Origin of the sequence: Bacillus benzoevorans, assembly GCF_014207535.1 — a bacterium.
In the GTDB taxonomy this organism is placed as follows: Bacteria; Bacillota; Bacilli; order Bacillales; family Cytobacillaceae; genus Bacillus_BD; species Bacillus_BD benzoevorans.
In genome coordinates, this window is sequence record NZ_JACHGK010000001.1 from 42,425 (window position 1) to 54,791 (window position 12,367).

A 12,367-nucleotide genomic window follows, 5' to 3' on the forward strand; every position below is an offset into this window, starting at 1 on the left:
GTGTGATAGAAGTTGTTGACGTTAATAAAATGTACAATTATTATACATTTTTTCATAAATAAAGTTCAAAAAGAGAAATAAACAGAGGTGAGGGGGGACATTCCTATCAATAAACAAAAAAATCGGCAAAATGCCGATTTTTAATAGAAAACTTCTGATTTAGTTAACGGGACAGAGGAGGAAAGGGGATTTTCGCCCTGCTCAAAGTTCTCCAGGTTCTCCTTTACTTCCTGCTGTTTTGTCACTTCAATATATTTGATATGATGTTCTTCCATATCTACTATTTTAAATGAATATAATTCAAATTGAATCACATCACCTTGCTTGGCTTCGTAATTTTCGGTTAAGATCCAGCCGCCGATGGTATCAACGTCTTCATCATTAATTTCAAGGCCAAGCAAATCGTTTACTTCAGATACAAGTACTTTGGAATCAATGATAAAGTGATCATCTTCAATTTTGCGAATCATTGGTACTTCATCTGTGTCAAACTCATCACGGATTTCACCGACGATTTCTTCGATAATATCTTCTACTGTAACAAGACCGGACGTACCGCCGTATTCATCCATTAAGATGGCCATATGAATCCGTTCCTTTTGCATTTTGACAAGCAGACTATGAATAGGAATCGTATCAATGACCTTAATAATGGGGCGAATATAGGTTTCCAGTGTTTTTGCCGTTAAGTCTTGATAGTCTAATATATCCGTTAAAAGCTCCTTCATATTGACCATGCCGATAATATGGTCCTTATCCCCGTCAATAATTGGGTAGCGGGTAAACTTTTCTTCTTTAATAATCGCCATAAAGGTTTCCAATGTTTCGTCTTTTGCAAGAGAAACAATTTCTGTACGTGGAACCATGATTTCTTTTGCTATGCGATTATCAAACTCGAATATTTTATTTACATACTTAAACTCAGATTGGTTGATTTCGCCATTCTTATAACTTTCCGACAATATGATTCTTAGTTCTTCTTCTGAATGCGCCAATTCATGTTCCGATATAGGCTTAAGACCGAATAGCCCTGTGATTAACCGCGCTGAGCCATTTAACAGCCAGATGACCGGGAACATAAGTTTATAGAACATGATAAGAGGACGCGCTGTAATTAATGTAATCCATTCCGCTTTTTGGATAGCGACAGTTTTCGGTGCAAGTTCTCCGACAACTACATGTAAAAAGGTCATAATCGAAAAAGCGATCACAATCGAAAGAATAGAAGTTAACGATTCTGGTAGATTAAAAAATGCTAATATTGGATGTAAAATATGCTCGAATGTCGGCTCTCCAAGAGCTCCTATACCAAGAGCTGTCATCGTGATACCTAACTGGCAGGCTGATAAATATTCATCCAGGTTTGAAATGACCTTTTTTACTGAAAGAGCACTTTTATTTCCTTCTTCAATTAACTGATCGATTCTGGAACTTCTTACCTTAACAATGGCAAATTCAGAAGTAACGAAAAATGCCGTTAAAGCAATTAAAATGGCTATAATAACCAAGTTTAATATGTCCAAATAAGTTTCCTTATCCTGATTTTAACAGGAAAGGAGTCACCTCCTGATAATTCAAAAATTTTCATTTATTACTATTTGTCTCAAATAATTCTAAGCTAGTATAATAGTCAATTGTCGTAGTAGAAACATTTGCCCGCCAGGCTAATACTTCATTTTGATAAAATGCCCCATCATACCACCTCAGATCTTTAGTCATTTGGCTTTGTTTATCGAATCTCGATTTATCCAGGTGATTACAATCGTAAGCAACATAGACTTGGAACAATATGAAACAAAGCATATATACATTAATTATACGGTAACATAAACTATACAGTCAAACGTTCAGATCGTAATGGGTGTTATGAATAGTATATGACGAAAAAAGCGGCGGAATGCTTTTATACATTTATATGAAGAAAAAAGAAATAATCCCCTAATATTGATCAGGGGATTTATCCCACTCTTAACGGGCAGTTAGACTCCCGCCTCTATAATCTGAAAATCAAAAAGAAGTTAGGTGGGAGATCTAACTGCCCGTAAAGGTCCGATTGGTGAGATAAGGTCTTTTCTAAGGGTTTCAGCCCTTAGAAAAGCCAATCGGGCTCAGCGCGACTAACCCTAAGTGGGGGGGAGGAAAACCCCCACTTAGGGAAGTTTCACCTTATCTGCCCATTGGCGTGCCAGCATTCCGAAAACAGCTAAATCATGGAAATGGTCATAAAGAAATTCACCGTCCCGGATCACGCCCTCCAAGACAAAACCGAGCCGTTCTGGAATGGCTCTGCTTTTATGGTTGAAAACACCGCAGCGGATCTCAACACGGTTTAAGTACAAATGAGAAAAAAGATAGTGGAGTAATGCCTTTACAGCCCTTGTCATAATTCCATAACCTTCAAATTCCTTACCCAAATAATAGCCAATTGTTGTTTGCTTATTATACCAGTCAATAAAGTGAAGACCTATCACTCCGGCTAATTTTCCTCTAAAACGGATGCCCGCATGAAATCCATTGTTGTTTGCATATTGTTTTAACCATTCCGGAATGATTGTATGATATTGGAGGGGAGAGACCATGCTGTCTACCCATGGAAGCCATTGACGCAAATGTGACCGATTCCTTTGCACCAGCCCAAAAAGCTCCGTACTATCCTGAATCTGAAGCAGATGTAATTCGATTTCATGATCTACCTTTAACGTGAACATGCCTATCTCCCCTTTGATCCCCCTCTTAACAGGCAGCGCGGCTATCCTTTCATGAGGGGAATTTTACCTCATCCTGTCTCTGTCTGATAAGGTTCAATATGAATCATGACTATAGAAACACGGTGTTTTTTATCAAGCTGTTCTTCAATATTTTCTGTAATCTCATGACTTTCGACCACATTTAGGTCTGGATCGACACTGATAGTGGCTTCGACAAGAATCTGGTTTCCCTGTGTCCTGGCTTTGACTGTGGATACTTTTAAAACACCGGGTGCCTCGATAATCGTTTGTTCAATGCCAGACAAGAGAGCTGTGTCGATTCCATCTGTCAAAGTATGAGCGTTATCTCGGAAAATGTCCCAGGCTGTTTTGCAAATAATCACGCCAACAATGATCGCAGCTATTGTATCGAGAAAAGGAAAACCAAATTGTGTGCCGATAATGCCAATAAATGCGCCGATACTGACAAATGCGTCAGAACGGTTATCATATGCGGCAGCTTTAATAGACGGGCTGTTGATTATTCTGCCTAATTTCAGATTGTATAAATAGACAAAATACATAATCATTGCACATGTTAAAGCTGTCCAAGCTGTCAGCATATCAGGTGTTTCTGTCTGGTTGGAAAAAAAACTTTCAACTCCGTCAATGATTACTTGGATTCCGACAGTAAGCATAATAAATGCAGCGATAAGTGAAGCAATCGATTCGGCTCGGTAGTGTCCGTATGAATGATTCTCATCCGGCGGCTTTTGTGAAATTCTTAGTCCAATTAGGATGGCGATAGATGAGACCACATCGGTCGTATTATTTAAACCATCTGCCATCAGTCCTTCAGACTGTCCAAAATGACCAATTACAAGCTTAACTATTGCTAAAAAGATATAAGCGAAAATACTAAGCCATGCACCTTTTTCCCCCATTTTTAATTGGGCTTCTGTTTCCATTCTGTTCTCCCCCAAAACGCTTCCATTCAATATTTAAGAAAAAATGCCTTGTCTAATGCGGTTTTCTTTATCTTTACCTTATCAAATAGACGTCTAGTGGGTCTATACAAACATTTTCGCGTGAATACATGTCTATTGAATGAATGAAACAAAGTTTCTTTAGGGAAAAAACATAAACACTATAATTATATTGTAAAAATATTTCATTTTATTCTTAAATATCTAAACCGGAGAATACAAGCATGTAACCTGTTTCTTTATGTGTTAAATATTGCAATGAGATATAAAAGTGTCACAAAAAATTGCGAATTGAGTCAATGAAAAGCAGTTTTTCTATGTTAATTTTGAAATAGTAATGTGAGGTAAAAATGTTTTTGAAAGGGAGTGCTCCTATCATGGAATCATTAACAGTTACTTTGGCAATTGCAAGTATTATGGTACTCGGATATTATATTGTAGGTACATTACTGCAACGGGATTAATTTGTAACCGCAATCATTAAGAGAGCCCCCAAAGGAATGGGGGCTCTATCCATATACTATTAAATTTTCCTTGAAAAAAGACTGCCTTATCGTGTACCGCCAAGCTGCTGTTCAGCCATTTGAACAAGGCGCTTCGTAATTTCTCCTCCAACTGAACCGTTTGCACGAGATGTTGTGTCTCCTCCAAGGTTTACCCCAAACTCATTCGCAATTTCATATTTCATTTGATCTAAAGCTTGTTGTACTCCTGGAACTAGTAATTGGTTTGAAGAATTGTTGTTTGGCATTGATGCACACTCTCCTTCAGTAATTTTTTTTTTGGTGGACTATTTTGGAATTGAACCAAATTGATTGATACGAATCAAGCTGCCATGCATAGTCCTTACATTTTACAAAGATTACCTCATAATCCTTTGCGTTTCGGTTAAACTATTGTAGTGAGTTTATTTGCTGCTGTTTTCTCCTTTGTACTCTCTATTATGGAGAAAATCCTGAATGATATGCACAATTAGGCGAAGGTAAATATTAACAACTTTTATATGTTATTTATCATTTAAAAGGAGGCGCATTTGATGGGGATTTGTCCGGTATGTAATGGATTTCAGCAACTTAAATTAAGCTGTCCAGCTTGTAGTCAAACCATCGAAGATAAGGGAAGAATCATGGATTATTTTGACGATTATAGTCCATATATGCAAATTGATCAAATGAAGCTTGAAGACGGGTATCCCGATGATTATGAAAGAAGACTATGCCCCCATTTTTTGAAATGCAGCCATTGCGGATATGAAATCACTTTTCTTGTTAAGGAATAACCAAAAACGAACAAAGTGTCTGAAGCTTTCATTCTGTTCAGACACTTTGCTGCTGGGATATTAATTCTGATTTGGCGGTGTTTCACGTATAAGGTCACGAGCTTCTTCGATATTCGTATTGTCAGCGGCAGAATAAACCATACCGCCTGCTAAACCTTCATTAATCATTCGATCAACATCCATAAACAAATCATCTCGACCTTCAAACCGCGAATCTTTTTCCTTCATTTGTTAACCTCCTTTCAACATGCCTATAGAATAGAGTCTGTAATAAAGAAAAAGTCATACATTTCTTTATAATAAAATATTAGGGTATTATGAAAGTCTTTTTTGCATAAGGTGAAAAGGAATGGTTTGTTTTGGTAGTAATGAAACATAATGTCTGATACAGTTAAGTGAATTATGCAAAGGGAGTTGAACATTCGTGGCTGTAAATTTACATGATAGCGCCTATGAAATGGAAAAGGCAATACGGAATAGTGATGAATATCAAACACTTAGGAGATTATATGAAGAAGTGAATGCCGATCCATCTGCAAAGCAAATGTTTGAAAACTTCCGCCAGATGCAGATGCAGATGCAGCAGAGGCAAATGATGGGGCAGGAAATCACCCAGCAGGAAGTAGAACAGGCGCAGCAGATAGTGGCACTTGTTCAGCAGCATCCGAAAATTTCGCAGTTGATGGAAGCTGAGCAGCGTATGAGTATGATTATTGCAGAATTAAATAAAATTATCCTTAAACCGCTTGAAGAACTCTACGGTCCTATGATGGGTTAAAAATGATGGCAGGGGCCGCCCTGTAAGGTATCAGGAATTCACAATATATCTATATCCAATGCTTAAATTGCAAAGTGATAGTAGATACAGTATTGTGGTGCCTGGTACCTTTTGTTTTTAGGGCTGTGTTTGTCCTTGGGAGGTAAGTTCTATTCATTCGTTGTCTTTCATAATACTAATGTATAGGGTTCACAACACCGAGACTAGGAGGCAAATTGGATGATCTACAGAATGCTTGCCATCAATATTGATGGAACGCTCTTGCACACAAATGGAAGGATTCATAAAATAACGAAGGAAGCGATTGATTACGTTCAGAATAAGGGCATCTATGTAACCCTCGTTACATCCAGGACATTCGCTTCCGCAAGCAAAGTAGCGAAGGCACTGAAACTGGATTCGCTCCTTATCACACATGGGGGCGGGTATATTGCAAAGGAAGCAGGAAGACCTGCATATGAGAAAAAGCTTGAGCCTCATACAACATATGATATTGTTCGTCTCCTCGAAGGATTTCCCTGCCAAATCCGGCTCGTACATGAAAATTTCTCTTTGGCCAACAAATATAAACTGCAGCATAATCTGCTGGCCAAAACTGTATTTACTTCAAATGATCCCATATTCTACTCGCAGCAATTTGTTGATTCGATTGGTGATACTGTTGTAGATGAACCGGCAAATCCACTTACTATTGAGGCGTATTTCGAAAATAAGGATGATTTATCCGATGTAAAAGATGCGATTCAAAATATGTTTCATGAAGTGGACTGCCTTAAAATAAATGATTTCCGTTTAGACATTATACCTGCAGATGTGTCAAAGTGGAGCGGCTTGCTCTATTTAGCAGGAAGACTCGGTATTTCGCGAAATCAAATTGTTTGTATCGGTGATGATTATGATGATATTGAAATGATTGAAGGCTCCGGTCTTGGTGTAGCAATGGGAAATGCACCGGTTGAGGTAAAAAGAGCGGCAGACTGGGTCACCCGTTCGCAAAATCAAAAGGGTGTTGCATATATGGTGAAGGAACATTTCCGCAAACAGCAGCCGATTCAGTTTTTAAGAAAGATGAATATTATTAAATAAAATAGAGGATGAAAGAAAAAGCTTCGGGTGGACCGTATCCGCTTCCGGGCTTTTTTGCTTGTAGTGCAGTCCACTGTGCATTCATTGACCGAAATATGCCGATTTTGTAAACTATTTATAGTAAATTGAAAAGGTGATTTAGTTTGTATATATCTGTATCAGGATTAGAGGACGAACGGTTTATCCGTCCGCTTCAGCTTAATGCTAATTTATTTTTTGAGGAAACAAGTGTTGTATTTGCAGAAAAGGAGGATGCGGAATTAAACTTGAAGTTTGCCCTTGCCGTTGATCCCTCCTCTGCTGAAATCAAGGGAGTGCTGACGGATCAGGGTGGGCAGGAACTTTTCTCGGAGTATAAAGCGCAGCTTCCAGCAATAGGTGAAAAAGACCGCTTTAAGCAAATAAAAAACGCCGTTGTACGGGTTCAATTACTCCTGCTGGAAGAATGGACAGGGATTACGCAAAAGTGGGGGATTTTGAACGGAGTACGGCCGACTAAACTGCTGCACCGGAAAATGCAGGAAAAAGTGGATAGAGAAATTGCCCACCAGGGGCTTCATGAAAAATATTTGATATCAAGGGAAAAAATTGCGTTAATGCAGGAAATCGTGGACCGGCAATTAAAAGCTGTCCCTGATTTATATGAGTTGAAAAAAGAAGTAAGTATCTATATTGGGATTCCCTTCTGTCCGACAAAATGCGCCTATTGTACATTTCCTGCCTATGCAATTAATGGCAGACAGGGATCAGTAGATTCCTTCTTGGGCGGGCTTCATTATGAAATGAGAAAGGTTGGGAATTGGTTAAAGGAGCATAATGTTAAGATAACGACCGTTTATTTTGGCGGCGGGACACCGACAAGTATTACAGCAGAAGAAATGGATTTACTCTATGAGGAAATGCATCAATCATTTCCCAATGTAGAGAAAATCAGAGAAATAACGGTAGAAGCAGGAAGACCTGACACGATTACTCCCGAAAAATTGAAAGTGATGCAGAAGTGGGGAATTGATCGAATCAGCGTGAATCCGCAATCCTTTATTCAAGAAACGCTGAAGGCGATTGGCCGGCATCATACTGTTGTGGAAACGAAAGAGAAATTTCAGCTTGCGCGTGATATGGGGATGAACAATATCAATATGGATTTGATTATTGGTTTGCCGGGAGAGGGACTGCCGGAGTTCACCTATACCTTAGATGAAATCGAAAAGCTGATGCCGGAGTCGTTGACTGTCCACACTTTGTCGTTTAAACGGGCATCGGAAATGACAAAACATAAGGAGAAATATAAAGTTGCCGATCGGAATGAAATCGGAAAGATGATGGATTTAGCGGAAGCATGGACGAAAACACATGGCTATTTTCCTTATTATTTATACAGACAGAAGAATATACTGGGAAATCTCGAAAATGTCGGTTACACGCTCGAGGGACAGGAAAGTATCTATAATATCATGATCATGGAAGAACAACAGACCATTTTGGGTCTTGGCTGCGGGGCATCTAGTAAATTTATTCATCCTGAAACAGGGGAAATTACTCATTTCGCCAACCCAAAGGATCCAAAATCTTATCATGATTCCTATGAACATTATGCTGATAAAAAAATCAAGGTGCTCACTGAAATTTTTGGGTAAAAATAATGAATGCTGCAGGCTGCCGTACTGGAATTGGTGTGAGCAATTCCAAGGGCAGCCTTGTTCCTTTTTTTGTATAGGCTCTGTTAAACTTGGTTGTTGATTTCCGTTCCAAGCACTTCGCTTTCCGCGGGCGACCGCCGAGCCTCCTCGCCACTTCGTGCCTGCGGGGTCTCGTCTGTCTCGCTGTTCCCGCAGGAGTCTTCGTGCCTTCCACTCCAATCAACAAAGTCCTCCAAAATCAACATTGACCTTTAACACAGCCTTTGTATAAAATGACATATTGTGTAATTTGTTTTGCGAATATTGGAACCTTTCCCGTCTGAAATCGTAAAGAAGGAGACAAAGGAGGCGGAATGATGGTATTAGAATTGAAAGAGGTAACAAAGCGCTTCGGCAGCTTTACTGCTGTCGATCATCTATCCTTAAAGATACCAGAAAAGGAAATCTTTGGGTTCCTTGGGGCGAATGGGTCCGGTAAGACGACGACGTTTAGAATGATTCTTGGACTTTTAAATCCAAGTACAGGAATCGTGACCTGGGATGGAGAGCCTGTCGATTATTCGATCAGCCCGATCATTGGATACCTGCCTGAAGAAAGAGGCTTATACCCGAAACTAAAGGTGAATGAGCAAATGGTTTATTTGGCCAAGCTTCGCGGAATGGCAAAAAAAGAAGCGTTAAAGGAATTAGTATATTGGCTGGATCGCTTTAAAGTACCTGAATATGCAGGCAAAAAGGTAGAAGAGCTCTCGAAAGGCAATCAACAAAAGATTCAATTTATTGCCGCTGTGATTCATAAACCAAAGCTTCTGATCTTGGATGAGCCATTCAGCGGTCTGGATCCGTTAAATGTTGAATTATTAAAGGATGCTGTATTAGAACTTAAGGAGAATGGCACAACGATTCTCTTTTCGAGCCACCGGATGGAGCATGTTGAAGAGATGTGTGAGCATCTTTGCATATTACAAAAAGGCAAACCGGTCGTGCATGGTGCTTTAAAAGAAATAAAACGCGCCTACGGGAGGAAAAACCTCGTTATTCATGCTGATTTTTCCTTAGATGAAATGCTTCATTTTCCTGGAGTTACTCAGGGAAAACTAACTGCTGAAGGCATCTCACTGCAGATTAAAGAAGAAGCCGTGGCACAGCAAATCATCAACAGCATTGTCACTAAAGGTTTTATTTCTAAATTTGAACTGGAAGAACCATCTTTAAATGATATTTTTATCGAGAAAGTAGGTGCTTCTTATGAGTAGCTTTTGGACGATTCTTGTCCATACATATGTAAGCAAATTAAAAACAAAGTCCTTTATTTTGACGACGATTATTACCGCACTTATCTTTATTGCTCTGACCAACATGACGAATATCATTGGCTATTTCAGCAAGGATGAAGCTGCGGATAAAATAGCTGTAATTGATGAAACGGAGCAAATCTTTCCTCTGTTTGTGACGCAGATGAAATCGATAAACCCGGATCTGCAAATTGAAAAGTATAGCAAAACAGTGGCGGAGGCAGAGAATGAAGTAGCGGCTGAAAAATATGAAGGAGTGTTGATTCTTGATTTTGATCAAAATCATCTTCCGCAAGCCACATATAAATCATTAAATGTGGCTGATTTTGTCTTGCCGGGTGCGTTAGAATCCGGAGTACAGCAAATAAAGGTTCAGCTCGCGGCCTCTCAATTACAGCTGACACCTGACCAATTGGCGAAAATCTATGAGCCGCCCGTCTTTGAACGGGTGGCATTGAAAAAGAATGCAAAAACGCAGGAGGAATTAAGTGAGGCCCGCGGTTTGGTATATGTGTTATTGTTCCTCATTTACTTTGCTGTGGTAATGTATGCCAACATGATTGCCATGGAGGTGGCGACTGAGAAATCATCCCGGGTAATGGAAATTTTAATTTCCAGCGTTTCGCCGATTAAACAAATGTTTGGAAAAATTATCGGGATCGGCTTGTTAAGCTTAACGCAGCTGGTGCTTCTTTTAGGGGTTGGCTATTACTTTGTTAAACGAAATCTTAAATCAATGGAAGGGGGATTTTTTGAATTTCTCGGATTTCAAAATATCCCTTTGTCCACGATAATTTATGCGGTGATCTTCTTCATCCTCGGTTATTTTCTGTACGCTACGCTGGCCGCTTTGCTCGGGTCGTTAGTCAGCAGAATAGAAGATGTGCAGTCAATGATCACCCCGATGACCTTCGCTGTTGTGGCCGGCTTTATGATTGCGATGTTTGGTCTAAGTCAGCCTGATACGACCTTCATTACGGTTACATCGTATATCCCGTTTTTCACACCGATGCTGATGTTCATGAGGGTGGGGATGCTTAACTTGCCGGTATGGGAGCCGATTGCGGGGATTCTGATTCTCATCGTTTCGATTATCCTTCTTGCTGCTTTTGGGGCAAGAGTCTACAAAGGCGGCGTCTTAATGTACGGAAAATCCAATTCGTTTAAAGATATAAAAAAAGCATTGCAGTTGACGAAAGATGAATAAAAAAGAGTAATATACTAAATTTCAGGAAACAGTCTCTCCTTTTGCGTCTATTTTTACTGTAAAAAGGAAAGACTGTTTTTTACACAAATCAATCAGAACGTGCATTCGACTTGCGGGGATGGTAAAATGAAACAGATCGATACTTTTCTTTAAATAGAAAAAATGGGGTAAAGAATAAAAATGAAAAAAGTTACTTTTATACATGCAGCAGATTTGCATCTGGACAGTCCGATGACAGGACTGTCACAATTGCCGAAGAAGATATTTGAACGGATTAAAGAAAGTACATTCACGGCTTTAAGAAAGTTAACAGATGCTGCTATTGAGCACAAAGTGGACTTCGTCATTCTGGCCGGTGATTTATTTGATGAAGAGGACCGGAGTGTACGGGCGCAAACCAGGCTGCGCAAAGAAATGATGAGATTATCTGAACATCAAATTGAAGTCTATGTGGTTTACGGCAATCACGATCATTTAAATGGGAAGTGGATCCATCTTGATTTGCCGGAGAATGTCCATATTTTTAAGGATGAAGTAGAAATAAAGATATTTAGAAAAGAAGATACTTCAGCCCATTTATATGGCTTTAGTTATCCAGTGCGTCATGTGACAGAAAACAGAATGGCGGAATATGTAAAACAGGAAGGGGCGGACTTTGATATCGGAATTCTGCACGGGTATGGTGGTGGAGCGGGTGAACATGCGCGTTATGCCCCTTTTCAAATCAAAGATCTCCTTGCGAAAAAATTCGATTATTGGGCGCTCGGCCATATCCATAAACGGGAACTGCTCAATGAAATGCCTTATATTGTCTATCCCGGGAATATACAAGGAAGAAATAAAAAGGAAAGTGGCAGCAAGGGCTGTTATTTAGTGACTCTCACGGCAGGGGAAACGAAGCTGGAGTTTATTGAAACCTCCGATGTATTGTGGGAAGAATGCATGATTGATTCCCGGGAGGTACACAGCTTTCAAGACCTGTATTTGCTTTGTTTACAGGAAATGGAGAAAAAACGCTCATTCACGAAAGGTGTTCTGCTTACGCTCAGATTAAGCAGTATCCGCTTGGCAGAAAAAGAGCTTGCAGCCGTCATAAATGGCGAACTGCTGCAAGCTTTGCAGGAGGAAGAAAGTGAAGAAGAAGGGTTTGTTTGGCCTGTTGCCATCGAAGTGGGACAAAGCCTCCAATGGAATCGGGAAGAACTAGAGCAAGAATCGGATTTTTATCAAGAGTTGTTTCGTACCTTCGATGCAAATAATCACGTCACGGAAAGCACCCGTATACTTTATGAGAATCCAGCAGCGCGAAGATTTTTACCAGAGATGACAGAAGAGGAAAAACGCACACTGCAGGAGCAAGCTTTACAAACATTGATTCAATTATTGCAGCACGATTAGATTGGCGGTGA

13 protein-coding genes are annotated in these 12,367 nt (G+C 39.7%); 7 read left to right on the forward strand and 6 right to left on the reverse strand.

Annotated elements, in window-relative coordinates:
• Positions 1–140: 140 nt before the first annotated feature.
• The 4 genes from HNR53_RS00270 to HNR53_RS00285 form a co-directional block, all read right to left on the reverse strand.
• Positions 141–1,523: a hemolysin family protein gene (locus HNR53_RS00270; protein WP_184521355.1), complete on the reverse strand. Its 1,383-nt coding sequence runs from the start codon at positions 1,521–1,523 to the stop codon at positions 141–143.
• 627 nt (positions 1,524–2,150) lie between these two features.
• Positions 2,151–2,708, reverse strand: a complete 558-nt coding sequence (locus HNR53_RS00275; protein ID WP_184521357.1) for a GNAT family N-acetyltransferase — start codon at positions 2,706–2,708, stop codon at positions 2,151–2,153.
• A gap of 68 nt (positions 2,709–2,776) precedes the next feature.
• A complete protein-coding gene (locus HNR53_RS00280; RefSeq protein WP_184521359.1) occupies positions 2,777–3,655 on the reverse strand; it encodes a cation diffusion facilitator family transporter in 879 nt (292 codons plus the stop codon).
• A gap of 568 nt (positions 3,656–4,223) precedes the next feature.
• Complete coding sequence (locus tag HNR53_RS00285) at positions 4,224–4,424, reverse strand: alpha/beta-type small acid-soluble spore protein (RefSeq protein ID WP_184521361.1); 201 nt, start codon at positions 4,422–4,424, stop codon at positions 4,224–4,226.
• 285 nt (positions 4,425–4,709) lie between these two features.
• On the opposite strand from HNR53_RS00285, the gene HNR53_RS00290 reads away from it, so the two are divergent.
• Positions 4,710–4,952 carry a hypothetical protein gene (locus HNR53_RS00290; protein WP_184521363.1) on the forward strand — a complete coding sequence of 81 codons (243 nt, stop codon included), beginning with the start codon at positions 4,710–4,712 and terminating at the stop codon, positions 4,950–4,952.
• Between the two features lie 60 nt (positions 4,953–5,012).
• Here the strand turns inward: HNR53_RS00290 and HNR53_RS00295 are convergent, their stop codons facing one another.
• Positions 5,013–5,180 (reverse strand): hypothetical protein, encoded by a 168-nt coding sequence (locus tag HNR53_RS00295; RefSeq protein WP_184521365.1) that lies wholly within the window; start codon positions 5,178–5,180, stop codon positions 5,013–5,015.
• Between the two features lie 196 nt (positions 5,181–5,376).
• On the opposite strand from HNR53_RS00295, the gene HNR53_RS00300 reads away from it, so the two are divergent.
• The 3 genes from HNR53_RS00300 (at position 5,377) to HNR53_RS00310 (ending at position 8,453) form a co-directional block, all read left to right on the forward strand.
• Positions 5,377–5,730 (forward strand): YlbF family regulator, encoded by a 354-nt coding sequence (locus HNR53_RS00300; protein ID WP_184521367.1) that lies wholly within the window; start codon positions 5,377–5,379, stop codon positions 5,728–5,730.
• 219 nt (positions 5,731–5,949) lie between these two features.
• Positions 5,950–6,816, forward strand: a complete 867-nt coding sequence (locus HNR53_RS00305) for a Cof-type HAD-IIB family hydrolase (protein WP_184521369.1) — start codon at positions 5,950–5,952, stop codon at positions 6,814–6,816.
• A 143-nt stretch (positions 6,817–6,959) separates the two neighbouring features.
• Positions 6,960–8,453, forward strand: coding sequence for a coproporphyrinogen III oxidase (locus tag HNR53_RS00310; protein ID WP_184521371.1), 1,494 nt, complete (start codon positions 6,960–6,962; stop codon positions 8,451–8,453).
• Here HNR53_RS00310 and HNR53_RS00315 read toward each other — a convergent pair.
• Positions 8,434–8,679, reverse strand: coding sequence for a hypothetical protein (locus tag HNR53_RS00315; protein WP_184521373.1), 246 nt, complete (start codon positions 8,677–8,679; stop codon positions 8,434–8,436). The genes HNR53_RS00310 and HNR53_RS00315 overlap by 20 nt on opposite strands.
• Positions 8,680–8,812: 133 nt before the next feature.
• Here HNR53_RS00315 and HNR53_RS00320 point away from each other — a divergent pair, with 133 nt between their 5' ends.
• From HNR53_RS00320 to HNR53_RS00330, 3 genes are all read left to right on the forward strand, one after another.
• The gene (locus tag HNR53_RS00320; protein WP_184522700.1) at positions 8,813–9,712 is read left to right on the forward strand and encodes an ABC transporter ATP-binding protein; all 900 of its coding nucleotides are present in this window, start codon (positions 8,813–8,815) and stop codon (positions 9,710–9,712) included.
• Positions 9,705–10,958: an ABC transporter permease gene (locus HNR53_RS00325; RefSeq protein WP_184521375.1), complete on the forward strand. Its 1,254-nt coding sequence runs from the start codon at positions 9,705–9,707 to the stop codon at positions 10,956–10,958. The genes HNR53_RS00320 and HNR53_RS00325 overlap by 8 nt, the downstream gene beginning before the upstream one ends.
• Before the next feature lie 180 nt (positions 10,959–11,138).
• Entirely contained in the window at positions 11,139–12,356 is a 1,218-nt protein-coding gene (locus tag HNR53_RS00330; protein WP_184521377.1) for a metallophosphoesterase family protein, read from the forward strand.
• Positions 12,357–12,367: the final 11 nt, after the last annotated feature.